The organism is Streptomyces sp. YS415, from assembly GCF_023544665.1.
GTDB lineage: Bacteria > Actinomycetota > Actinomycetes > Streptomycetales > Streptomycetaceae > Streptomyces.
Genome location: NZ_JAMJFL010000022.1, coordinates 78,431 through 100,164, shown reverse-complemented (window position 1 = coordinate 100,164; position 21,734 = coordinate 78,431). Strand labels below are relative to the sequence as shown.

General features: G+C 73.3%; 22 protein-coding genes. 6 read left to right on the top strand and 16 right to left on the bottom strand.

What is annotated here, in order from left to right; translation table 11 throughout:
* Positions 1-11 precede the first annotated feature (11 nt).
* Entirely contained in the window at positions 12-896 is an 885-nt protein-coding gene (locus M8H82_RS25560; RefSeq protein ID WP_250077368.1) for an MBL fold metallo-hydrolase, read from the top strand.
* Here the strand turns inward: M8H82_RS25560 and M8H82_RS25555 are convergent.
* Genes M8H82_RS25555 through M8H82_RS25515 form a run of 9 tightly spaced genes read right to left on the bottom strand, consistent with a single transcriptional unit; the run spans position 829 to position 11,471 of the window.
* Complete coding sequence (locus M8H82_RS25555) at positions 829-1,641, bottom strand: thioesterase domain-containing protein (RefSeq protein ID WP_250077367.1); 813 nt, start codon at positions 1,639-1,641, stop codon at positions 829-831. The genes M8H82_RS25560 and M8H82_RS25555 overlap by 68 nt on opposite strands.
* Positions 1,638-2,738, bottom strand: a complete 1,101-nt coding sequence (locus M8H82_RS25550; protein WP_250077366.1) for an alpha/beta hydrolase — start codon at positions 2,736-2,738, stop codon at positions 1,638-1,640. Before M8H82_RS25550 ends, M8H82_RS25555 begins: the two co-directional genes overlap by 4 nt.
* Positions 2,735-2,959 carry a hypothetical protein gene (locus tag M8H82_RS25545; RefSeq protein WP_250077365.1) on the bottom strand — a complete coding sequence of 75 codons (225 nt, stop codon included), beginning with the start codon at positions 2,957-2,959 and terminating at the stop codon, positions 2,735-2,737. Before M8H82_RS25545 ends, M8H82_RS25550 begins: the two co-directional genes overlap by 4 nt.
* On the bottom strand, positions 2,956-3,195 hold the full coding sequence (locus M8H82_RS25540; protein WP_250077364.1) for a phosphopantetheine-binding protein: 240 nt from the start codon (positions 3,193-3,195) through the stop codon (positions 2,956-2,958). The genes M8H82_RS25545 and M8H82_RS25540 overlap by 4 nt, the downstream gene beginning before the upstream one ends.
* Entirely contained in the window at positions 3,192-5,255 is a 2,064-nt protein-coding gene (locus M8H82_RS25535) for an HAD family hydrolase (protein ID WP_250077363.1), read from the bottom strand. Before M8H82_RS25535 ends, M8H82_RS25540 begins: the two co-directional genes overlap by 4 nt.
* Entirely contained in the window at positions 5,252-6,274 is a 1,023-nt protein-coding gene (locus tag M8H82_RS25530) for a 3-oxoacyl-ACP synthase III family protein (protein ID WP_250077362.1), read from the bottom strand. The genes M8H82_RS25535 and M8H82_RS25530 overlap by 4 nt, the downstream gene beginning before the upstream one ends.
* The gene (locus M8H82_RS25525) at positions 6,271-9,300 is read right to left on the bottom strand and encodes a type I polyketide synthase (RefSeq protein WP_250077361.1); all 3,030 of its coding nucleotides are present in this window, start codon (positions 9,298-9,300) and stop codon (positions 6,271-6,273) included. Before M8H82_RS25525 ends, M8H82_RS25530 begins: the two co-directional genes overlap by 4 nt.
* Positions 9,297-9,626 (bottom strand): acyl carrier protein, encoded by a 330-nt coding sequence (locus tag M8H82_RS25520; protein WP_250077360.1) that lies wholly within the window; start codon positions 9,624-9,626, stop codon positions 9,297-9,299. Before M8H82_RS25520 ends, M8H82_RS25525 begins: the two co-directional genes overlap by 4 nt.
* 36 nt (positions 9,627-9,662) lie before the next feature.
* The gene (locus M8H82_RS25515) at positions 9,663-11,471 is read right to left on the bottom strand and encodes a fatty acyl-AMP ligase (RefSeq protein WP_250077359.1); all 1,809 of its coding nucleotides are present in this window, start codon (positions 11,469-11,471) and stop codon (positions 9,663-9,665) included.
* Between the two features lie 226 nt (positions 11,472-11,697).
* Here M8H82_RS25515 and M8H82_RS25510 point away from each other — a divergent pair, with 226 nt between their 5' ends.
* The 4 genes from M8H82_RS25510 to M8H82_RS25495 all read left to right on the top strand — a co-directional run bounded on the left by M8H82_RS25510 (position 11,698) and on the right by M8H82_RS25495 (position 15,688).
* Positions 11,698-12,390: a 4'-phosphopantetheinyl transferase superfamily protein gene (locus M8H82_RS25510; RefSeq protein WP_250077358.1), complete on the top strand. Its 693-nt coding sequence runs from the start codon at positions 11,698-11,700 to the stop codon at positions 12,388-12,390.
* Between the two features lie 305 nt (positions 12,391-12,695).
* Positions 12,696-13,379 (top strand): TetR/AcrR family transcriptional regulator, encoded by a 684-nt coding sequence (locus M8H82_RS25505; RefSeq protein WP_250077357.1) that lies wholly within the window; start codon positions 12,696-12,698, stop codon positions 13,377-13,379.
* Positions 13,376-14,593 carry a S9 family peptidase gene (locus M8H82_RS25500; RefSeq protein WP_250077356.1) on the top strand — a complete coding sequence of 406 codons (1,218 nt, stop codon included), beginning with the start codon at positions 13,376-13,378 and terminating at the stop codon, positions 14,591-14,593. The genes M8H82_RS25505 and M8H82_RS25500 overlap by 4 nt, the downstream gene beginning before the upstream one ends.
* A 234-nt stretch (positions 14,594-14,827) precedes the next feature.
* Positions 14,828-15,688, top strand: a complete 861-nt coding sequence (locus M8H82_RS25495; RefSeq protein ID WP_250077355.1) for an AfsR/SARP family transcriptional regulator — start codon at positions 14,828-14,830, stop codon at positions 15,686-15,688.
* Here M8H82_RS25495 and rpmF read toward each other — a convergent pair.
* Both rpmF and M8H82_RS25485 read right to left on the bottom strand, forming a co-directional pair.
* Positions 15,655-15,825 (bottom strand): 50S ribosomal protein L32, encoded by a 171-nt coding sequence (rpmF, locus tag M8H82_RS25490; protein ID WP_250077354.1) that lies wholly within the window; start codon positions 15,823-15,825, stop codon positions 15,655-15,657. The two genes, M8H82_RS25495 and rpmF, sit on opposite strands and share 34 nt — an antisense overlap.
* Positions 15,826-15,898: 73 nt before the next feature.
* Positions 15,899-16,300: a (2Fe-2S) ferredoxin domain-containing protein gene (locus M8H82_RS25485; protein WP_250077353.1), complete on the bottom strand. Its 402-nt coding sequence runs from the start codon at positions 16,298-16,300 to the stop codon at positions 15,899-15,901.
* 66 nt (positions 16,301-16,366) lie between these two features.
* On the opposite strand from M8H82_RS25485, the gene M8H82_RS25480 reads away from it, so the two are divergent.
* The gene (locus M8H82_RS25480; protein WP_250077352.1) at positions 16,367-16,858 is read left to right on the top strand and encodes a hypothetical protein; all 492 of its coding nucleotides are present in this window, start codon (positions 16,367-16,369) and stop codon (positions 16,856-16,858) included.
* 30 nt (positions 16,859-16,888) lie between these two features.
* On the opposite strand, the gene M8H82_RS25475 is transcribed toward M8H82_RS25480, so the two are convergent.
* The 5 genes from M8H82_RS25475 to egtA all read right to left on the bottom strand — a co-directional run bounded on the left by M8H82_RS25475 (position 16,889) and on the right by egtA (position 21,520).
* On the bottom strand, positions 16,889-17,095 hold the full coding sequence (locus tag M8H82_RS25475; protein WP_250077351.1) for a dodecin: 207 nt from the start codon (positions 17,093-17,095) through the stop codon (positions 16,889-16,891).
* Between the two features lie 66 nt (positions 17,096-17,161).
* Entirely contained in the window at positions 17,162-18,124 is a 963-nt protein-coding gene (gene egtD, locus M8H82_RS25470; RefSeq protein ID WP_250077350.1) for an L-histidine N(alpha)-methyltransferase, read from the bottom strand.
* On the bottom strand, positions 18,121-18,912 hold the full coding sequence (egtC, locus tag M8H82_RS25465) for an ergothioneine biosynthesis protein EgtC (protein ID WP_250077349.1): 792 nt from the start codon (positions 18,910-18,912) through the stop codon (positions 18,121-18,123). The genes egtD and egtC overlap by 4 nt, the downstream gene beginning before the upstream one ends.
* Positions 18,912-20,228, bottom strand: coding sequence for an ergothioneine biosynthesis protein EgtB (gene egtB / locus M8H82_RS25460; protein ID WP_250077348.1), 1,317 nt, complete (start codon positions 20,226-20,228; stop codon positions 18,912-18,914). The genes egtC and egtB overlap by 1 nt, the downstream gene beginning before the upstream one ends.
* A complete protein-coding gene (gene egtA / locus M8H82_RS25455) occupies positions 20,225-21,520 on the bottom strand; it encodes an ergothioneine biosynthesis glutamate--cysteine ligase EgtA (RefSeq protein ID WP_250077347.1) in 1,296 nt (431 codons plus the stop codon). Before egtA ends, egtB begins: the two co-directional genes overlap by 4 nt.
* Between the last annotated feature and the right edge of the window lie 214 nt (positions 21,521-21,734).

The window sequence follows — 21,734 nt, the reverse complement described above, 5'->3', positions numbered from 1 at the left end:
AAGGGAGTTCCATGCCGACCATCGACATCCTCCTGCCCGGCTTCGGCCTCGACACCGATCAGGGCTACCCCGCCTTCTGCGGAGTGTTCCTGGTACGCGGCCCGGACGCCGCCGGGCGGCCCCGGAACATCCTCGTCGACGCCGCCCACGTCGGCCGCCGTCCCTTCCTGTGGGCCGCGCTCGCCGAACGCGGCCTGAGCGCCGACGACATCGACACGGTCGTCCTCACCCACGCCCACTGGGACCACGTGCAGAACATCGACCTCTTCCCCCGGGCGACACTGGTCCTCCATCCCGACGAGCGCCGGTACGCGCACACCCCGCACGCCAACGACTGGGCCACGCCCGCCTGGACGGGCCTGCTGCTGGAGCAGCTCCCCGTCCGCGAGGTCACGGACGGCGAGGAGATCATCCCCGGCGTCGAGGTCATCGGCCTGCCCGGGCACTCACCGGGCAGCATCGGCCTGGTGGTGCGCACCGAGGCGGGGCGCGCCACGATCACCGGCGACGCCCTGCACTTCGCCTACGTGGCCACGACCGGGCGCAACCCGCTCGTCTTCTGGGACGCCGAGCAGGCCGAGCGGAGCATCGGGCGGATCCTGGACGTGTCCGACGTGATCTACCCCGGCCACGACCGCCCGTTCCGGCTCACCGCGGACAACGGCATCGACTACCTGGCGCCCTTCGCCCTCACCCTGACCGGGGTGGGGCCCGGCACCGCGGGCCTCGCGTTCGCCGACGCCTCGGCCCGGCCGCTGTGGGTGATGCCGGGCATCCAGGAACAGCGCGCGCTGTACGAGAAGAACGCCGACGACAGCGCGCGCCGGATCAGCCGGGTGCCGCGAGTGGTCCGGCCGGCGCCGGCTCGCCGAGAAGGCGGCCCAGAGACCTGTTGAGCCGGGCGAAGAACGGGCCGGGTTCCTCGCGCGGGAAGAAGTGACCGCCGGGCACCAGGGTCAGCCGGAAGTCGTGTGCGTACCGCTCCCACGCGCGCACCCGTCCCGGTTCCACCAGCGGGTCGTCGAGGCCCGCGAACGCCTCGACGGCCAGGGGCAGCCGGGCCCGTTCGTCGTCCGGGTCCGGCAGCCCCGCCCCGGCGTGGCTCGCGCAGATCCGCAGATCGTCCCGGACGATCGGCAGCAGCACCCGCAGCCAGTCCTCCCGCTCCAGGAACCGCGCGTCCATGCCGCCGAAGTCCACCAGCAGCCGGGCCAGTTCACGGTCGTCGTACCGGTCCGGCGGGGGCAGCACGGGCGTCAGGTGCGGGGCGGCGTACGCGCCCAGGAAGACCGCCTCGGGGCCGCGGCCGTTCTCCCGCAGCCGGGCCGCTGCCAGACCGACCGCCACCAGGGCGCCCATGCTGTGGCCGTACGCGGCCCAGGGCCCCTCGTCGAGCCAGGGGGCGAGGTCCCGCCCGAGGGCCTCCACCAGCTCCCCGGCGTCCTGGAAGCGGCGTTCGCGGTAGCGCGCCTCCCGCCCGGGCAGCTGCACCGGCAGCACCTCCACGCCGGACGGGACACGGTCGGCCCAGGAACGGAAGAACGAGGCGCCGCCGCCCGCGTGGTGGAAGCAGAACAGCCGCAGCCGGGCATCCGCACGGGGTGCCCGACCGAGCCAGGACACCGCTGCCGCGGCGGTCACGCGGGCGCTCCCGACGGCGTGCCGTTCAGCCGGCGGCGAGCCCGCAGGACGCCGGCGCGGGCCGAGGCCGCCCGGCGCGCCCCGCTCGCCGTGCCCGCCATCCGCAGCGCCTGCGCCAGCAGCCACAGCCGGGTCTCGGCGGCCTGCTCGGGCCGCCCGCCCAGCGTGCCGTTCTCCATCAACCGCAGCCGCGGCACGGTCCGTTCGAGCAGCTGGGCGTCGGAGTACGGGACGGTCCCGTCGTCGCGGCCGGCCACGCAGGCGACCGGGATGCGCAGTCCGGCCAGCTGTTCCCCGGCCACACCCCAGTCGGCGAGCGCGGCCGGGAGGCGGTCCACCGGCGTGTCCGTCAGGTGGGACAGGGTGCGGCTGACCAGATGCGGCAGCGGTGTGCCGTCCGCGGCCCGGGCGAAGAAGTCCCGCACCGGCGCCCCGACGACGGCCAGTCCCCGGAGGCGGTCGTCCTCCAGCACATGGCGCAGGGCCAGATGCCCGCCGAAGCCCAGGCCGACGACGCAACTGCGGGAGGTGTCGGCGGCCCGGCCGAGCAGATCGACGAGGTGGCTGAGCATGCGCACACTGTCCGTTCCGTAGGGCAGGGAGTTCTCGCCGACCCCCGGCAGCTCGGTCACCACGACGGCCGCGCCGAGCCGGCCGGACTCGGCGAGCACCGGCGCCCACTGCTCCTTGACGCCGGCGATGCCGCCGATGACGAGGATCAGCGGGAGCCTGTCGCGGGCGGACAGGCCGCCGGTCCAGCAGGCGAAGCCGGAGCCCTCGAAGGGCAGATCGAGCCGGGAGATGCCGCGGACGCCCTTGCGCCAGCGGTCGAAGGCGGCCACACAGGACTGCTGCGCGGCGAGCCGGTCCGGGCCGTCGACGTACGGGAAGCGGGCCATGGACCAGTAGCGGACCGCGTCCAGATCGCGGCCCCGGGCCTCGGCCGCCCGGGCGAGCGAGGACCACGCGTGGGTCCAGGCGCCGGGCTCCTCGTCGTCGCGGAGCCGGTGTGTCACGCGGTGGATGACATCGCCGGGGATGCCCTGGGCGTGCGCGTGCGGGAGGGCGAACCGGTGCAGCTCCGCCGCGGGGATCATCGTGCCGCTCCCTTCTCCTCGGCCGGCCGCGCGGGCACGGTCCGGGGCGCCGGTCCGTTCTCGCGGCCCGTGAGGAGCCGGGTGAGGCAGGCCCGCAGCCGCCTGCCGAGGCCGGGGGACCAGACCACGTCCAGCTGGGTGTCGAGGAACAGCGCGTGGAAGTGCAGGCAGGCGGCGGGTTCCTCGGGGGCGGTGGTGTCGAGGGTGGGAGTGGTGGTCATCGGTCCGTCACCACCTGGTGCATCTGCCGGAACGTCCTGGCCTGGAGCAGGTCGGCCACCGGGATCCGCCCGCCGACGGCGCCCTCCACCACGGTCACCAGCCGCAGCAGCAGCACCGAGTCCCAGTCGGGGAAGTCGTCCAGCGGCCGGTCCAGGTCCTCCTCCCGCAGGTACAGGCCCAGTTCCTCCTCCAGGAGTGTGCGGAATTCGGTCGTGCCGGCGAGGGCTGTGGTCATGTGCGGTCTCCGTCGTCGGGCCCGAACGCGGCGTCCAGCCGCAGATGAGCGGGGGCGGGGGCGAGGTCGCGCAGGTCGTGCCGGAACAGGACGGCACCGGGCTCGTCCGGGTCGGTGCCGACCGGCGTGAAGCCCTGGTCGCCGTAGAAGGCGGCGAAGGCGGCGTTGCGCGGCGAGGGAAGATAGCGACCGGTCACGGCCCGGGCCGTGGTGTCGCGGGCGAACCGGAGCACGGCGGCCACGCAGGCGCTCTCGATGCCCCGGGAGAACACCCTGCAGCTCAGCGCGAAGTTGTCGATGCGCAGCACCTCGCCGTCGCGGCGCAGGAACAGCGCGCCGACCAGTCCCTGGTCGCCGAACCGGTCACGCGCGTGCACCGCCAGCACGTGGTGCCCCGGCCGCGCCATCCGGTCGGCCACCTCCGGGACGTCGAGCCGTTCGGTGGCCAGGTGGAACTGGTTGGTGCGCAGGGTGAGTTGCGCGACGCGCGCCAGCTCGGGCCCGGCCGGCGGGCGGAGGGTGACCTCGAGGCCGAGCCCGTCGAGGTAGGCCTGGTAGGAGTCGACGTCCTCGCGGAACTCCTGCCGCCGGGCCTCGGTTCGGTAGCGGTCCGCCCGCTCCAGATCGGCCTCGGTCAGGTCGAACAGATCGAACCAGCCGTCGGCCAGCAGCGCCGAAGGGTGCAGGGCCGGGTCGTCGTCGACGCGGATGACGGCGACCTCGGGCAGCTGCTCGCCGACCAGTCCGCACTCGAAGGGGCTGTCGTCGGCGAAGACGAAGCTGTCCAGGCCGAGTCCGAGCCGCTCGGCGATGTCCCGCAGATTGTCGTGCTTGGGCTTCCAGTTGGCGCTCACCAGCACGAAGTCGTCCTCGCGCAGCAGCATGGCCGGATGCTCGCGCAGGGTCCGGCTCACCGTTTCGGCGTCGTTCTTGCTGCTGACGGCGAGCAGGACGCCCTGGGAGCCGAGCTGGCGGACGACCCGTTGAAAGGCCTGGAAGGCCTCGCCGCGCAGCCCGTCCCCGAGTTCGATGCCGCCGGGGCCGTCCTCGCCGAGCACTCCGCCCCACAGCGTCCCGTCCAGGTCCAGCGCGAGGACCTTGCGGGTCCGGCCGAGGCGCGCGCGGACGATGTGGGCGGCCTCCCGGGCGTAGGCGGCGAGCAGCGCTTCGGACAGCCGGGCCCGGGCGTACTGGGCGGCGCGCGGCTCCGCGGCGGGCACGCCCTCACCGATCAGCGGATCGAGGTCGACGACGACCACGCCCGCGTGCTCGGCGGCCAGCGACAGCAGTCCGCTGTTGAACTCCCGCCACACCGCGCCGAGTCGGGCGCGGCAGCGCAGGTCGATCAGCTGGTGGGTGAGGTGGCGGTGCAGGGGGACCGTGTTGAGCACGAGCAGGCCTCGGCCGGCCCGCTGGTGGGCGCGTACGGCGGCACGGATCAGCGCGAGTTTGGTCCGCGCCGCGCCTTCGACGTCCTCGGCGCGCCAGGGGACGCTGAGGTCACCGAGGACGGTGTGCGCGTCGAGCACGCAGAGCATGAGGTCAGGGCGGCCGTGGTCCCGGTGCCCGGCGGTGTGGTCCGGGCTGCTGTCGTTCTGGCGCCCGGCCGTGTCGTCGGGGCGGCCGTGCTCCTGGTGCCCGGCCGTGTCGTCCGGGCTGCCGTCGTTCTGGCCACCGCCCGTGTCGTCCGGCCGCATCAGGTCGTGGAGGTACGACCCGAAGGGCGCGACCTTCGCCTCGAGCCACAGCCCGTGCCGGGCCAGTTCGGCGGTGAGCGGTCCCACCACCGGGGCCACCGTGGACTCGCCGGTCACCGCCACCCGGACCACCGGCAGGTCGGGGACGTGGCGGCGCACCTCCGCCGGGTCGAGCCGGGCCAGCAGCTGGCCGGCGGCCGGGAGATCGCCCCTGGGCATCCGGGACAGCAGCGCCCGCACCGAGCCGTACTCCGCGGCCAGTTGCCCGGCGCGGTACCGGCCGCGCAGGGTGGCCAGCGCCGTCGGGTCGGGCGGGCCGGCCGGGGCTGCCGGGGCCGGGATCCGTTCCTGGGCCTGTGTCATGTCCGCTCCAGCGCGATACCGGACTTGATCCACTTGCTGGACTCGACGGCCACCGCGATCGCGCGTCCGGGGCCGTCCCACTGCCGCAGGAGTTCGGCGAGCTGGAGGAAGGGCAGGGCGTTGCCGTTGTTGCCGACCGTGCGCACCACGTTGATCCGCCGGGCGTCCGGCGCGGGCATGGCCGCCGAGATACGGTCGCTCATCCGGCCGGAGAGCTGTGGAGGCAGCAGGAAGTCCACCTGGTCGGCGCTCCAGCCCAGGTCGGCGAGGAGTTCCCAGAACATCTGCTGGGCCAGGAGCGGCACGGTCTCCTCGATCGCCTTGTAGTCCTCCGAGACCGCGGGCCGGTCGCTGTGCCGGTCGCCCAGGCCGAACCAGTCGATGATCTGGCCCGGTGCGCGGCCCAGGCCCACCAGCCGGTTGAGCACGTGCCGGACGGCGATCCCGGGGCCCAGCGGGTCGGCGCTGAGTACGGCCGCGCCGGCCCCGTCGCCGAAGAGGGCGTAGTTGACGAGTTCGGCGGAGGTGCGGGTGCCGGGGTCGAAGTCCCGTTCCAGGTGCTTGGCGCACACGTCGCCGCCGATCACCAGCACGGTGTCGCAGCGCCGGGCCTGCAGCAGGGTGCGGGCCACGTCGAGGGCCTGCACGGCACCGGCGCAGCCGGACTGGAGCTGGTAGGTGGGGACGTTGTCGATGCCGAGCCGGTCCGCGACGAGGTTCACGGTGGCGGGCATCAGATGGTCCGGGGTGGCGGTGCCCATGACGATGCAGTCGATGTCGTGCGGGTCGAGGCCGGCCTGGGCCAGCGCCCGGTCGGCGGCGGTCGCCGCGATGTCGGCCAGGGTGTGCCGTACCTGGCCGGTGGCCAGGTCGACGGCGAAGTACCGGCTGGTGTTGCCGATGAACATCTCGGCCCAGGTCTCGTCGACGCCGACCAGCTTGGCGAGGGTCGCGTTGTCCACCGGGTCCCCGGGCAGGCAGGTGCCGACCGAGGCCAGGTGGGCGAGGGGAGCGGTCATCGACCGGTTCCTTCCGGGGTGAGGGTCGGGGTGGCGTCGGCGAGGGCGCGGTCGCGCAGGTAGCGGACGAGGTCGCCCACGGTGCGCATGCTCTCCAGCAGCTCCTCGACCGGGAGCGTGCCGAGGAGGGGAAGCTCGCGCTCGATGCGGGTCTTCAGCTCCACCGCCTGGATCGAGTCGAAGCCCAGGTCCTCGTGGAGCCGGGAGTCGTCGTGCACCAGGCCGGGGTCGTGCCCGCCGATCCGGCACACCAGACGGTGCGCGAGGGCGGCCAGGGGGTCCGGCGCTTCGCCCGCCCTCGACTGCCCGCCGTCCGTGGGGGCCGGTGCCTCGGTGTCCGCGCTGCGGGGGGCGTGGGACGCGGACGGTTCCGGGAGATCCGGTCCGTCGCCGGAGCGCCAGGCCCGGAACGACGCGTCGAACAGGTAGGGCGGCAGCCGCCGCGGCAGCCGGTCGGAGTCGGCGTACAGCAGGTCCCAGTCGGGGGTGAGGCCCGCGCACCACAGCTCGCCGAAGAGCTGCTGGGGCCGGTGGCCGGGCGCGTGCTCGCCGGGGTGCGCGGCGTGCAGGCTCACCGGGGAGCCGTCGGCCGGCCGGAGCCGGGCCAGCAGCCCGGTGAGTACGGCGGCCGGGCCGATCTCCACCACGTGGGTGACCCCGGTGGCGAAGAGCCGTCGGGCGGCCTCGGCGAACCGCACCGGCGCGGTGATCTGGCGGGCCCAGTAGTCGGCGTCCAGGAACTCCTCGCCGGTCAGCTCCCGGCCGTGCACGGTCGAGAAGAACGGCAGGTCCGCGCGGCGGCGCGGGACGTCCGCGCACACCCGGCGGAACTCCTCGACGACGGGCAGCATCAGCGGCGAGTGGAAGGCGTGGGAGACCGCGAGGGGCCGGACGGCCACCTTGCGTTCGGTCAACTGGTCGGCGAGCGCCGCGAGTTCACCGCGGTCGCCGGCGATCACCGTACGGCCGGGTCCGTTGACGGCGGCCAGGCCGAGCCGTTGCCGTCCCGTCAGCAGCGGCTCCACCTCCGCGGTGTCCAGGGACACCGCGAGCATCCCGCCGTCTTCCGGCAGCGTCTCCATCAGTGCGCCGCGCCGGGCGACCAGGCGGGCGGCGTCCGCCGGGTCGAGTGCCCCGGCCACGCAGGCGGCGGCGAACTCCCCGATGCTGTGCCCGAGGACGTACGACGGCTTGATCCCGGCCTCGGCCAGGGTGGCGGCCATCGCGTAGCCGACCGCGAACAGGGCGGGCTGGGCCAGTCGCGGGCGGTGGATGTCGGCGTCGCCCTCGAGCAGCAGGTCGCGCACGGACCGCCCGGTGTGCGGGGCGAGCAGCTCGTCGAGCGCGTCGAGGTGCCGGGCGTAGGCGGGGCAGGACCGGTACCAGGCGGCGGCCATCCCGGGGTGCTGCGCGCCCTGTCCGGTGAAGGCGAACGCCACCGACGGCGCCGGGCGCCGTCCGGGGCCCGGGTCGTCGCTTCGACGCGCCGCTTCCCGCAACCCGGCCACCAGGGCGGGCAGATCCGTGGCGGCGACCGCCACCCGCTGCGGCAGCCGGGACTTGACCCGGTTGCTGGTCCAGCACAGTTGCGCCAGCTGGTCGCCCGGGCGCCGGGACAGGGCGTCCGCCTGGGCCAGGAGATTGGCCCGCAGCCGCTCCGCGCCCCGGGCCGAGACGGTGAATACGCCCGGTGCCCCGGGCTGGGTGCGGTGGACGGTCCGGGGCGCGGAGGCCAGGACCGCGTGCGCGTTGCTGCCGCCCATGCCGAAGCTGCTCACCGCGGCGTGCACCGTGCCCGAGGGCAGCCTGAGCGGCGACTTCAGCAGCGACAGCCGTTGGCCGGGCAGGTCCAGCTTCGTGTTCTCGTCGTGGGCGAACCTGCTCGGCGGCACCGTGCGGTGGTGCAGCGCCAGGACGGTCTTGATGAGCCCGGCGATGCCCGCCGCGCCCTCGGCGTGCCCGAAGTTGCTCTTGACCGAGCCCAGTGCGACGCTGCCGCCGCTGCGGCCGCTGGTCAGCCGGCCGAGCGCCTGCGCCTCGATGAAGTCGCCGAGCAGGGTCCCGGTGCCGTGCGCCTCCACGAAGGCGATGTCGTCGGCGGTGATGCCGGCCCGCTGCCACACGGACCCGATCAGCTGCTCCTGCGCCCACCGGTTGGGCGCGGTGATGCCGTTGCTGCGGCCGTCCTGGTTGCTCCCGGTCTCCTTCAGCACCGCGTACACCGGCTGACGGTCCGCCAGGGCGTCGCTGAGCCGGCGCAGCACCAGCACCGCCACGCCCTCGGCCCGCCCGATCCCGTCGGCCGAGGCGCTGAACGGCTTGCACCGGCCGTCGGGTGCCGAGAGGCCGGCCTGGGTGTAGAAGATGTTGATGACCGGCGTCATGATCAGGTTGGTGCCGGCCACCAGGGCGTGGTCGCACTCTCCCCAGCGCAGCGAGTTCATGGCGAGGTGCACGGCGACGAGCGAGGACGAGCAGGCCGTGTCCACGGCCAGGCTGGGGCCCTTGAGGTCGAGGTGGTACGAGACCCGGTTCGCGCCCATGAAGTAGCCGTTGCCGGAGCCGTGGTGGGCGGTGATCTCGTCGTAGTCCTTGAGCGCCAGATGGGCCCACTCGTTGGCCATCACTCCGACGAACACGCCGGTCGCCGTCCCGGCCAGGTCCTGGGGGGCGGTCGCGGCGTCCTCGACGGCCCGCCACGAGCACTGCAGCAGCAGCCGCTGCTGCGGGTCCATCGCGGCGGCCTCCCGCGGCGCGATCCCGAAGAAGGCGGGATCGAAGGCGTCGGCGTCGTGCAGGAAGCCGCCGCGCACGGTGTTGCTGCGGCCGGGCTGCCGTGCGGTGTGGGCGCTGTCCGGGCCGGACGGGTCGGCGACGTGGTAGCGCTCGGCGTCCCAGCGCTGCTCGGGCACCCGGCCCGTGCCGTCCCGTCCGTCCATCAGGAGCGCCCAGTACTCGTCGGCGTCGCGGGCGCCGGGGAACCGGCAGTCGAGGCCGACGACCGCGATGGGCTCGCGCTCGCTCATGACCGGTTGCCGCCGTCCGCCGCCGGCGCGGCCAGGCGTTCGGCGAGGTGGGAGGCGATCGCGTGGACGGTCGGGAAGTCGTAGGCGATCGTGGGGGAGACCGGGATCCGGTACGCCTGCTCGATCTCGCCGCAGATGCTGATCGCCGCGACGGAGTCGATGCCGTAGTCGGCGAGCGGGGTGTCCGGGTCGATCTCGTCGGCGGTCCTGCGGAGATGGAAGGCGACCCGCTCGATCAGCCACAGGTCCAGGCCGACGGCCGCGGGCGAGGGGCGGTGCTGGGGCGGGGCGGGGCGGATGTCATGGGTTCGGGAGGCGATGCTCATGGGTGTCCCTCTCTCGGACCTTCGGATGTTCGGGTCTCAGCGGCGGGTGGCGGCGGGCTCGGGTGCCGCGCCCGCGCCGGTGACCAGGGCGGCGACCGGGGCGTGCAGCCGCTGGTGCAGCACCGGCAGGTCGCCGCCGAGGAAGAGCCGCCGCATGAGGGTGCGCTGGGTCTTGCCGCTGGTGGTCTTGCGGATCGCGCCGGGGCGCACCAGCACCACGCTCACGGCGGGCAGCTGGAACTGACGGCTGACCAGGGCCTGGACGGAGGCGGCGAGGCGAGCCAGGTACTGCTCCTCGGGGGCCCGGCCGCGCAGCTCCTGCACCACGACCACGTGCGCCAGCCGGGCGGCCTCGTCGGTGACGGTGAACACCGCGCCCCCGCCGCGCCGGAACGCCTCGCCGGAGTCCTGCACGGCCTGCTCGATGTCCTGCGGGTAGAGGTTGCGGCCGTGCTGGATCAGCATTTCCTTGATCCGGCCGGTGACGTAGAGCTCCTCGTCGAGCAGGGCCCCGAGATCACCGGTGCGGAACCAGCCCGTCCGGCCGTCGGCCGTGGTCGCCCGGAACGTCTCGGCGGTCAGTTCCTTCCGGTTCCAGTAGCCCTCGGCCACCGATCGGCCGCGCAGCCAGATCTCGCCGATCCGGCCGCCGGGCAGCACGTGCAGGGTCATCGGGTCGACGATCAGCACCTCGGTGTCCTTCGGCCGGCCGCAACCGACCAGGGTGCGCGCGGGCCGGTCGCTGCGGGCGGGCCGCAGCTCGTCCTGCTCCAGGGCCCGGGCGTCCACGGTGAGTTCGAGGTGGGCGGACTCGGTGTCCCCGCTGGAGACCAGCAGGGTGTTCTCGGCCAGTCCGTAGCACGGCAGCAGCGCCTGCGGGCGCAGCCCGTTGCCCGCGAAGCGGCGGACGAAGGCACGCAGGGTGTCGGCGCGTACCGGTTCGGCTCCATTCAGGGCCACGCGCAGACTGGACAGGTCCAGGTCCGCGGACTGCTCCTCGGTGACGCGGCGGGTGCACAGCGCGTAGCCGAAGTCGGGGGAGGCTGTGCCCTCGACGCGGTAGTCGTGGATCATGCGCAGCCAGCGGTGCGGCTGCTTGATGAAGGCGATCGGCGACATCTGCACGCTGGTGCCGCCCCTCCACAGCGGGTGCAGGGTCATGCCGATGAGCCCCATGTCGTGGTAGAGCGGCAGCCAGCTGCCGGCCACGACACCCTCCGGGGTCACCATGGCGGCGCGGATGGCCTCCTCGTTGGCGGCGAGGTTGCCGTGGCTGACCATGACGCCCTTGGGCTCGCTGGTGGAGCCGGAGCTGTACTGGAGGAAGGCCACATCGCTGTCCCGCACCCGGGGCGGGGTCCACAGGTCCGGGTCGGCCGTCTCCTCGTCGTCCCCGCCGGTCGCCAGGCACAGCACGTCCTGCTCGCCCGCGGCGACCAGCCAGGCCCCGATGGCCTGCCGGTACTCCGGGAGCGTCAGCACCGCCCCGACCTTCGCGTCCCGCAGGATGCCGTGGACCCGGGCCAGCCGCTCGCCCGGCTCGTCGGGCAGCGGGGCCGGGATGGCGGTGCGCCCGGCGTAGAAGCAGCCGAGGAAGGCCGTGACGAAGTCCAGGGTCGGCGGATAGAGCAGCAGCACCGGACGCGAGGGGTCGCCCTTGGACGACTGCGTCAGCCGGGTGGCCACCACCCGGGCCCGGCGGTCCAGTTCCGCGTAGCTGAGCTCTTCGGGCCGCAGGCCCGAGCCGTCCTCGTGCAGGTACACGAAGGCGGCACGCTCGGGATGGCGTTCGACGCCGGTGCGTACGGCGTCCGTCAACGTCCGGTGGTGAAGCTGGTGTGGCACGGGCTGTCCTCTCCGAGGGCGGTCCTTGCGGCGGCACCGAGTGCCACCGATGCCCCCAGCCTCGACGGGCGGTGAAAAGGCGGCGTAAAGCGAAAATTGGTGCGCACGTCAAGGGTTTCGCCTTCTACGACCAGGCAGCACGTGGCTGGATGCCACGGTGGGTGTGCGCGAGGGCACGTACGGTGCTGGCACGCGGTGCCTGAGACGTCGCCGCAAGGAGGGCTCGATGGACGGACCGGACGTACCCGTCGAAGGGGCCGAGGGCGGCCCGCTCGCCCCCGGCGGGCATGCCGTGCGCCTCGGGCGGCTCGCGGAGTGGGCGCGGGCGCCCGGTGCGCTCACCGAGGACGTGCTGGGACCGGACCGGCAGCGCTACCGTGCGACGCGCGAACCAGTCGTACAGGAAAGGTTGTTGGGGTCCCGGCTGCTGCTGCGCCATGCCGTGGCCGTGGCCGCCGGCACGCAGCCGCACCGCGTGACGGTGGACCGCGACGGCCGGGGGCGACCGGTCCTGCGGGCTCCCGAGGGGCTGGACGTGAGCATCAGCCACACCGCCGACGTGCTCGTGGTCGGTGTCGCCCGCGGCCGGCGGATCGGCGTGGACGTCGAGGCGTCGGACCGCCCGCTGCTGGCGCCCGGGCTCGCGGAGCGGTTCTGCCACCCTCAGGAGCTGGCGGAACTCGGTGAACTGCCGCCCGCCGCACGCAATGCGGCGCTGGTACGGCTGTGGACGCTCAAGGAGGCCTACACCAAGGCGCTCGGCGTCGGACTCGCCCATGACTTCCGCGGGCTGCGTCCCCGCCCCGACCCGGGGAGCGGCTGGTGGCTGGATGCCGCCGCCCCGGGGTGGCGGCTGCGCTGCGACCGCGTCCTGGACCGCTTCCTGGTGGCCCGCGCCCTGGGACCCGACGCCCCCTGACCGCCGCCACGGCAATCGAGTCAGCCATGTTTCGATACAGCGTTGACTCGATTGCCCGCCGGGGCTACCGTCAACGCCACGGCACCTCAACGGCATTCGGCTCACGATCACCCTCTTCTCCCCGGGGAGCGGAAGCACGTGACAAATCCGCCCGGCCGCACGCCTCCTGACCGCACGTCACCGACCGCGCACCCGCACCGCCGGCGCCCGCCGACGGTGCTGCCGGTCGTCCTGGAGCCCCCGGTGTCCGGGCCGACGCCGGAGTCGACCGGGCGAGAAGTCCACCCCACGGAGGTCTGAAGAGCATGCAGCACGCCGACCGGCCGGCAACCGCCACGGGGCCCGAATCCCGGGGCGGCCGCCGGCGCGACCCCGCCGCCGACCTGGCGATCCTGGACAGCACCCTGGGCCTGCTCGGCGAAGGCTGCAGCTTCGGCGACCTGTCCATGGACCTGGTCGCCCAGCGCGCGGGCGTCGCCCGGGCCACCATCTACCGCCGCTGGCGCAACAAGGAAGAGCTGGTGCTGGCCGCGCTGGGCAGCCTCGACCTGCCCGTCCCGCCGCTCGACGGACTCGGCCTGCGGGACCGGCTGGTGACCCTCGTCGACCAGCTCCGCCACCGCGGCCAGGACACCAATCTGCACCGGCTCATCGGCAGCCTGCTCGGCGAGGCGGTACGCCGCCCGCAGCTGGTGGAGCGGTTCGAGGCCACGGTCGTCGCCGCCCGGCACGAGGCGCTGCTGCGGGTCCTGCGGGACGGCGTCGACAGCGGTGAGCTGCGCGCCGACCTCGACCTGGACGACGCGATCGAGATGCTCACCGGACCGATGGCCGCCCGGCTGATCCTGCGTCAACGCCCGGTGGAATCGGTTGCGTTCGCCGAGCGGATCGTCGACACGTTCCTGAACGGAACCCGCACGGCCCGGACCGGGACAGGGCCGGGCACGACACCGGAGCACCGCCACCCAGCAGAGGAGCCGCTGCCATGAAATTCCTCTTCGACGACCCCGCCTTCGACTACCAGGCGCTGCGCGCGGCCGGCTACGCCGACTACGGCGGCGCGCAGCTCGGCGAGGTCGTCGCGGTCGCCTCCCGGATCCCCGGCGGAGACACCGACGCCTGGCGGCACGCGTGGACCCAGCTCGCCGAACGCGTCCACCGGCTGGCCACCGCGGCCCGCGCCGAGGGCCGCACCGAGGACGCCCGGACCGCCCTGCTGCGGGCGCACAACTACTACCGCACCGCCGAGTTCTTCGAGCGGGACGATCCCCGGGACACCGAGGCGCTGCGGCTGATGCGCCTGTCCCGGGAGACCTTCGCCGACGCCGCCGCCCTCATGCACCGGCCACCGCAGTACCTGCGCATCCCGTACGAGGACACCTCACTGCCCGCCTACTTCTACCGGGTGGACGACTCCGACGAGCCCCGGCCGACCGTCATCCACCACGGCGGGCTCGACTCCACGGTCGAGGAGGGCTACTTCTTCGTGGCCGCGGCGGCCCTCGCCCACGGCTGGAACTGCCTGTGCTTCGAGGGACCGGGGCAGGGCACCGTCCTGCGGGAGCAGGGGCTGGTCTTCCGGCCCGACTGGGAGAAGGTCGTCACGCCGGTGGTGGACCACGCCCTGACCCTGCCCGGCGTCGATCCCGACCGCCTGGCGCTGGTCGGCACCAGCCTCGGCGGCCTGCTCGCCGTGCGGGCGGCCGCGTCCGAGCACCGGCTGGCGGGCTGCGTCGCCCACGACGCGGTCTGGCAGCTGGGCGATGTCGTTCCGCTGCCGCCGTTCGTACTGGACTGGGTGGAGCAGGGACACGACGACTTCGCCAACCCGGTGATGTGGGGGGTCGCCGCCCAGCAGACCTTCACCCGCTGGCTGCTGCGGCACGCCATGTGGACCTTCGGCGCCGAGACCCCGGCCGCGCTGCTGCGCCGGCTGCCCGCGTTCGGCCTGGCGGAGGTCATCGGCCGGGTGCGCTGTCCCGTGCTCGTGATGGACGCGGAGGAGGACCTGTTCTTCGCGGGACTGGAACACGCGAAGAAGGTCTACACGGGGCTGAACTCGCCCAAGACCCTCCAGGTGTTCACCGCGGACGAGGGCGGCGGGGCGCACTGCCACTCGGGTGCCATGCGGCTGTTCCACGACCGGCTCTTCTCCTGGCTGACCACGACCGTCGGGACGGGACGGGCCGCCTGCGGGACATAATTCCGGCCGCCGCAATTCACGCGGCCGAATTCATTCCCATAGGCCTCTCGGCGGCCCCGGTTTTATACTCCTTAATAACCGCGTAACGAGGAGGGGGTGGTAGCGGCCGACGGGCTAGCATATGCTTCACGCACCGGTCGGGAAATTGCCGACCAGGTGGCGTCCCAGACCTGAGGGCGGACGGGGGAACCAGAATCAGTTGAATGCGTACCCACGCATTCTGGGGGGTTTGTTGTGGCCCTGTCCTCTGTACAGGCCGACCAGCCACTGCGCTACGACCTGCTCGGGCGCCTGCGGGTGACCCGGGGGAGTGCCGACGTGACGCCCGAGCCACCCAAGCTCGTCAAACTGCTCGCGCTTCTGCTGATCAGGGCGGGTGAGCCGGTGGCCGGCGAGAAGCTCGTGGCCGAACTGTGGGAGCGGGACCCGCCGCGCTGCGCCTTCGCGAGCCTGCGGGTGTACGTGTCACAACTGCGGAAGCTCCTGAGCGGTCCGCGGGGAATGTCACCGATCATCACGACACCGCTCGGGTACATTCTCGACACGAACGGAACGGTATCGGACATCCGGCAATTCGAGGCGCTCTACACCCATGGCCGGGAGCGCTATGTGGCGGCTGATTACTCGCATGCGGCGGAACTGCTGCGGCGGGCGCTGTCACTGTGGCGCGGCCCGGTTCTGGAGGGCATTCCGGGGTCGCTGGTCATCGATTCGTTCACTGCTGTCCAGGACGAGAAACGGCTGAATTGCACCGAACTGAGAATGGATGCGGCGCTGGCGCTCGGCTGCCATCACGAGATGATCGAGGAACTGCGCGGCCTGGTCGTCCAGCACCCGCTGCGGGAGCCCTTCTACCACCAGCTGATGGTGGCCCTGTACCGGGCGGGCCGCCAGGGCGACGCGCTGGCGGTGTACCGCAGTGCCCGCCGGGTGCTGAGGGAGGAACTGGGCGTCGAGCCGGGACCGTCGCTGCGGCTCGCCCAGGAGGCGATCCTGCGCGCGGACCCGGCGGGCCTGGAGGCCGCCGGAGTCATCCCGGCCCTGCGCTGGCCGCTCGCGGCTCAGCCCTCGGGCCGCAGCAGCCCGCGTTCGTAGGCCTTGACCAGGTGCTGCGGCACCAGGTGCCGGACGCCGTCGACGGTGACCGGTACCAGGGCCGGGGTGGCGGCCTTCCGCTGCGCTCGGCGGTGGCGGGTGTTGCTGCGGGACATCTTCCGCTTGGGGACGGCCATGACGAACCTCCTCGGTGGGTGAACGCCGAGGACGCTACATGAAAATGGATCCCATTAACAACTGGGGTGGTGGTCAGCGGCGGGAGCGGACCCGGGCGTCCTTCGGCGGGTCGATGAACTGGAGTTCCAGCGTGACCGGCGGCTCGGCCACGCCGGGTCCGCCGGCCGCCAGCCAGCGCACGACCTCCTCGGTGCTGTCGTGGTCCGTGGCGAACCCCACCCACGTCGGCCGCCCTCCCGCCCGGCGGCCCGCCGCCGAGGGGCCGACCACGACGACATTGGCCTGATCGCACGGTCCCAGGCAGTCGGTCGTACGGATCCGGAAGCCGTGCTCCGCGGCCGCCGCGCGCAGCACCTCCAGTTGCCCCTCGTGATCGGTGCCCGGATGCTTGCGGGCGTTGCCGCAGCAACAGCCGCGGCAGACGACGAGCGTGCAGGCGGAACCGGTCAGGGACGTGCGGCGCGTCAAAGGCATGACAGAAGTGTGGCGCCTGCGGTGGCCGCCCCAGTCACCGGGCCGCCGCTGCGTAGGGTGGACGGCGTGACCGACAGCCCCAAACGCCCGCTCGCCGTGTTCGACCTCGACAACACGCTCGCCGACACCGCCCACCGGCAGCGGTTCCTGGAGTCCAAGCCCCGCGACTGGGACGCCTTCTTCGCCGCCGCGCCCGCGGACCCGCCGATCCCCGAGGGCATCGCGCTGGTACTGGCCAGCGCCGAGGAGTGCGAGGTCGTCTACCTGACCGGGCGGCCCGAACGCTGCCGCGCGGACACCCTGGAATGGCTCGCGGCCCAGGAACTGCCCGAGGGTCGCGTGTACATGCGGCGCAACACCGACCGCAGGCCCGCCCGGCGCACCAAGCTGGAGATCCTCCGCCGCCTGGCCAGGACCCGGGAGATCCGGGTCCTGGTGGACGACGACGAACTGGTCTGCGCGGACGCCGAAAAGGCCGGGTTCACCGTCGTCCGGGCGCGCTGGACCGCCCCTTCCGCCGCGCTGAAGACCGCGCAGGAGCGGGAGGGGCGGACCTGAGCAGACCGGTTGGCGAGGTCGCCGGCCGGTCTACTCCAGGCGGAAGCCGACCTTCATGGTCACCTGCCAGTGCGCGATCTGCCCGTCCTCGAGCTGGCCGCGCACCTCGGTCACCTCGAACCAGTCCAGGTTGCGCAGGGTCTGCGAAGCCCGCTCGATACCGTTGCGAATGGCCTGGTCCACGCCCTCGGGCGAGGTGCCGACGATATCCGTGACCCGGTAGGTGTGGTTCGACATGTGGGTGCTCCTCTCACACGCGTCACTCCACGGTGCCCCACGGCGGGACATCGCGCGAGCCGTCCGTCACCGTGCCACGCTCAGCGACAGCGCGAACCGGCCGTCTTCGTCCGTCCACCAGTGGGTCAGCTCCAGCCCTGCCGCGACCAGTTCGCCGCGCACGCCCTCCTTCCGGAACTTCGCCGACACCTCGGTGCGCAGTTCCTCCCCGGCCGCGAAGTCGACGGCGAGGTCCAGGGCGGGCACCTTCACCGTCTGCGCGGTGAGGGACCGCAGCCGCATCTCGATCCACTCGTTGTCGGCGTCCCACAGCGCCACGTGCTCGAAGGCGCCGGGATCGAAGTCGGCGCCCAGTTCCCGGTTGACGACGGTCAGGACGTTCTTGTTGAACGCGGCCGTCACCCCGGCCGCGTCGTCGTAGGCCCTGACCAGCACCTGCTCGTCCTTGACCAGGTCGGTGCCGAGCAGCAGGGCGTCCCCCGGCGCCATCAGCGCGCGGACCCGGGCGAGGAAGGCCGCGCGCTCGGCGGGCAGCAGGTTGCCGATCGTGCCGCCGAGGAACGCCATCAGCCGGGGGCCCGGGGTGCCGGGCAGGGTGAGCCCGCCGGTGAAGTCGGCGATCAGCGCGTGCACGTCCAGGGCGGGCCGTTCCCCGATGAGGGCGTGCCCGGCCTGGGTCAGGGCGCTCTCGCTGACGTCGACGGGGACGTACGTGTGCAGTTCGGTGAGCGCGTCGATGACGTACCGGGTCTTCTCCGAGGAGCCGGAGCCGAGTTCCACCAAGGTGCGGGCGCGGGTGGCGGCGGCGATCTCCTCGGCGCGGGCGATCAGGATCTCCCGTTCGGCGCGTGTGGGGTAGTACTCGGGCAACTCCGTGATCTGTTCGAAGAGTTCGCTGCCGTGGGCGTCGTAGAACCACTTCGGCGGGAGCGTCTTCGGGGTGCGGGTCAGGCCGTGCAGGACGTCGGCGCGCAGGGCGGCCTCGGTGGCGTCCTCGGGCAGGTGGCGGGTGAGCAGGAACGGGCTCACGTGCGGGGCTCCTTCGACGGTGCGGAGGCCGAGGACTCGCCCGGCTCCTTCAGCAGAGTGAGAGTGACGTCCGTGCGGCTCGCGACGAGGAGCGTGCGGTCGGGGACCTCGTGCCAGAGCGGATCGTCGTCGTACGGTTCCGAGGCCACGACCGTGCCGCGGCCGGGTGCGGTGAGGTACCACAGCGTGTCGCCCCAGGCGGTCGCCGTGATGCTGTCGCCGCTGGTCAGCAGCAGGTTCAGCCGGGCGCCCGGGGCCGCCTCGGCGACCTCCCGGACGGTGTCGGCCAGTGCCTGGCCCGTGCTGTCCCCGGCGCGCAGCCGGGCCAGGACCAGCGCCCACACGAACGCCGAGTCGTTGCGGGCCTCCAGCGACAGCAGGTCCGCCGCGGACAGCGTCCGGGCGAGCGGCGCGAGGGAGTCCGGCCAGCCCGGGACGGCGCCGTTGTGGCTGAACAGCCAGGTACCGGAGGCGAAGGGCGCCGCCGCGGCCTCCGCGTCCGCCCCGGAGAGCGTCGCGTCCCGCACCGCGGCCAGCAGGGACGTCGTCCTGACGACGCGTGCGAGGTCGGCGAAGGACAGGTCCGCCCAGATGGGCCCGGCCCGCCGGTACCGGGCCGGCACCGGGTCACCGGCGGCGTACCAGCCGACGCCGAAGCCGTCGGCGTTGACCGTCCCGTGCCGCTGCCGCCGGGGGGCCCAGGACTGGCGGTACAGGGCGTGCGGGGGCCGCACCAGGCAGCCGGCGAGCGGCTCCTCGGGCCCCAGGTAGGCCACATGACGGCACATCAGACGGTCTCCGAGCGGGCCGTGCGGAACCCGGCGAAGATCTGCCGGCGGATCGGGTAGTCCCAGTTGCGGAACGTGCCCCGGCAGGCGACCGCGTCCACGGCGAACGAACCGCCGCGCAGCACCTTGTGCTCCGGCCCGAAGAACACCTCCGAGTACTCCTTGTACGGGAACGCCACGAAGCCGGGGTAGGGCAGGAAGTCGCTCGCCGTCCACTCCCACACATCGCCGATCAACTGCCGTACACCGAGCGGTGATTCACCCTCCGGGTAGCTGCCGACCGGGGCCGGGCGCAGATGGCGCTGGCCGAGGTTGGCGTGCTCGGGGGCCGGGTCGGCGTCGCCCCAGGGGTAGCGGGCGGAGTGGTCGCCGGCCGGGTCGTGGCGGGCGGCCTTCTCCCACTCGGCCTCGGTGGGCAGCCGGCGTCCCGCCCAGCGGGCGTAGGCGTCGGCCTCGTACCAGCACACGTGCAGCACCGGCTCGTCGGGCGGTACGACCTCGGTCACCCCGAACCGGCGCCGCAGCCACTGCTTGCCGTCCCGGCGCCAGAACAGCGGCGCGTGGATGGCGTGCTGCCGGATGTGGGCCCACCCCGCCGGGTCCCACCAGCGCTCGTTCTCGTAGCCGCCGTCCTCGATGAACGCCTGGTAGGCGCCGTTGGAGACGGGGGTGGTGTCGATGTGGAAGGGCGCCACCTCGCGTCGGTGCGCGGGGCGTTCGTTGTCCAGCGCCCACGGCTCGGTGGAGGTGCCCATGGTGAACGGGCCGCCGGGGACCAGGACTTCGGCCGGGCCGGTGAACAGCGGGGCCGGTTCCGGGTCCGGGGCGGTGAGGGCCTGCGGCCCCTTGCGCAGCTGATGGGTGATCAGCATCGTCTCGTCGTGCTGCTGTTCGTGCTGGGCGATCATTCCGAAGGCGAAGCCCGCCTCGGTCAGCCGGGTGCCGTGGAAGGCGGTGCTCTCCAGCAGGTCCAGCACCCGGCCGCGTACGTCGGCGGCGTACCGGCGGGCCTCGGCGGGCGGCAGCAGCGGCAGGGTGGGGCGCTCGGAACGCGGATGCTCGAAGGCGTCGTAGAGGCTGTCGATCTCGGGGCGCATGGCCTCCCGGCCCGCCACGGCCCGCAGCAGCCACTGCTCCTCCTGGTTGCCGATGTGCGCCAGGTCCCACACCAGCGGCGACATCAGCGGGGAGTGCTGCGCGGTGAGGTCGGGGTCCTCGACGCAACTGGTGAGCAGGGTGGTGCGGTCCCGCGCGGTGACCAGGGTGGTCACGGCCCGCTCCCGGAGCGTCTCGGGATCGATGGCGGGGTCGGTCATGTGCGGATGTCCTTCCCGGGCAGGCGGTCGAGCAGGTCGTCGGCGGGACATCGGCCCCGGGCGATGTAGCGGTCCCGGTAGGCCGTGACGGCTTCCGTGACCTCGGGGGTGGCGCCCATCCTCGGCAGTGCCTCCAGCGCGGCGGCGAAGCAGACGACGGCGGCCTCGTGCAGTTCGGGGTCGCTCATCGCGTGCCGGGCCGCGTCGGTCCACAGCGGGTTGTGCGGGGCGGGCACCGGCACCGCCCGCTCGGCCAGCGGCTTCACCGCGCGGTAGGCGGTCTCCGCGGCCTCGGGGTCGTCGAACAGCGCCGCCGTCACGGCGAGCGGCACGATCCAGCCGTCCTCGCCCGGCTGCGCGTCGATCATGCGCAGTTCCAGATGGCCCCGCGGTCTGACCGGCGGGAACAGGGTCGTCAGGTGGTAGCCGAGATCCTCCCGGGTGGGCGGCCTCGGCGCCGCCGACCGGGTCCACTCCCGGAAGGTGAGCCCGTCCGGGACCTCCCACGGTCCGCTGTCCTGGCGTACGCACATCACCGGCGCGTCCAGCACATGCCGGGCCCAGGCGGCGCGCGGGTCGCCGTCCAGCGGGGGACCGCCCGCCCGCTCCTCGCCGATCTCCATCCACAGCAGCTGCCGGGTGGAGCGCCAGCCGGTGGGCTCGTTCCCGGCGAGGGGGGAGTTGGCGAAGGCCGCCACCAGGACCGCGCCGAGCTGATGGGCGAGCCACCAGCGCCGTACGTGACCCAGGGGGCCCGGCTCCTCGTGGCCGGCGTCGACGCAGACCTGGACGGAGGCCGAGGTGCACATCATGGCGCGCCCGGCCGGACCTCTGCGGTCCAGGCAGGCCTCCATGGCGTCGTAGCGGGGCTCGCGCAGATAGCGGCGGGGTTCGTGCCAGGGATCATGGCCGATGCCGACCAGTCCCAGACCGTGCTCGCGCAGGGCCGCGCGGACGGCGTCCAGGTCGGCGGAGACGGTACCGATGCACTCCATCAGGGAGGCGGCGGGCGGCGAGCTGAGCTCCAGCTGGCCGCCGGGCTCGACGGTGAGCGCCGACCTCAGGGGCACGGTTTGCAGGGCGGCGTAGGCCGCGCGCAGTCGTTCGGGTGTGACGGGGAGCTGCGGACTGCGCAGCTCGTGGACGAGCCATTCCACCTCGACCCCGAGGGTGCGCGGCGGGCCGGTCTTGAAGCAGATGCCGCGGACGAGGGCCTCGACCTCGGCCTCGGACACCGAGGTCCGGGGCTTGGTACAGCCGCTCGGTGGCGACCCGCTGGATGAATCTGGCATATCGGAATCCTCCTGATATTCCACCATGCCACCGGCCCGGCATTTCGGGTGGGCCGGGACGGCACACTCGTCCCACCCAAGACGCTGAAAGGGCTCCGCACAAGGGCGCCTCCCGGGATGTTCCGGAGCGGACACATCCAGTTCCCGCCGGTTTCCGGGTCCGTTCGCGGGCCGGAAAAACTCCGTTGCACCACCCGTGGCCCATCGCCCACGA

Coding starts and splice junctions, on each gene's coding strand:
- M8H82_RS25505 (WP_250077357.1), top strand. CDS start 12,696: ATGCAGCACGCCGACCGGCCGGCAACCGCCACGGGGCCCGAATCCCGG.
- M8H82_RS25485 (WP_250077353.1), bottom strand. CDS start 16,300: ATGCCTTTGACGCGCCGCACGTCCCTGACCGGTTCCGCCTGCACGCTC.
- M8H82_RS25520 (WP_250077360.1), bottom strand. CDS start 9,626: ATGAGCATCGCCTCCCGAACCCATGACATCCGCCCCGCCCCGCCCCAG.
- M8H82_RS25530 (WP_250077362.1), bottom strand. CDS start 6,274: ATGACCGCTCCCCTCGCCCACCTGGCCTCGGTCGGCACCTGCCTGCCC.
- egtC (WP_250077349.1), bottom strand. CDS start 18,912: ATGTGCCGTCATGTGGCCTACCTGGGGCCCGAGGAGCCGCTCGCCGGC.
- egtB (WP_250077348.1), bottom strand. CDS start 20,228: ATGACCGACCCCGCCATCGATCCCGAGACGCTCCGGGAGCGGGCCGTG.
- M8H82_RS25525 (WP_250077361.1), bottom strand. CDS start 9,300: ATGAGCGAGCGCGAGCCCATCGCGGTCGTCGGCCTCGACTGCCGGTTC.
- egtA (WP_250077347.1), bottom strand. CDS start 21,520: ATGCCAGATTCATCCAGCGGGTCGCCACCGAGCGGCTGTACCAAGCCC.
- M8H82_RS25510 (WP_250077358.1), top strand. CDS start 11,698: ATGGACGGACCGGACGTACCCGTCGAAGGGGCCGAGGGCGGCCCGCTC.
- M8H82_RS25475 (WP_250077351.1), bottom strand. CDS start 17,095: ATGTCGAACCACACCTACCGGGTCACGGATATCGTCGGCACCTCGCCC.
- M8H82_RS25545 (WP_250077365.1), bottom strand. CDS start 2,959: ATGACCACCACTCCCACCCTCGACACCACCGCCCCCGAGGAACCCGCC.
- rpmF (WP_250077354.1), bottom strand. CDS start 15,825: ATGGCCGTCCCCAAGCGGAAGATGTCCCGCAGCAACACCCGCCACCGC.
- M8H82_RS25500 (WP_250077356.1), top strand. CDS start 13,376: ATGAAATTCCTCTTCGACGACCCCGCCTTCGACTACCAGGCGCTGCGC.
- M8H82_RS25550 (WP_250077366.1), bottom strand. CDS start 2,738: ATGATCCCCGCGGCGGAGCTGCACCGGTTCGCCCTCCCGCACGCGCAC.
- M8H82_RS25560 (WP_250077368.1), top strand. CDS start 12: ATGCCGACCATCGACATCCTCCTGCCCGGCTTCGGCCTCGACACCGAT.
- M8H82_RS25540 (WP_250077364.1), bottom strand. CDS start 3,195: ATGACCACAGCCCTCGCCGGCACGACCGAATTCCGCACACTCCTGGAG.
- M8H82_RS25535 (WP_250077363.1), bottom strand. CDS start 5,255: ATGACACAGGCCCAGGAACGGATCCCGGCCCCGGCAGCCCCGGCCGGC.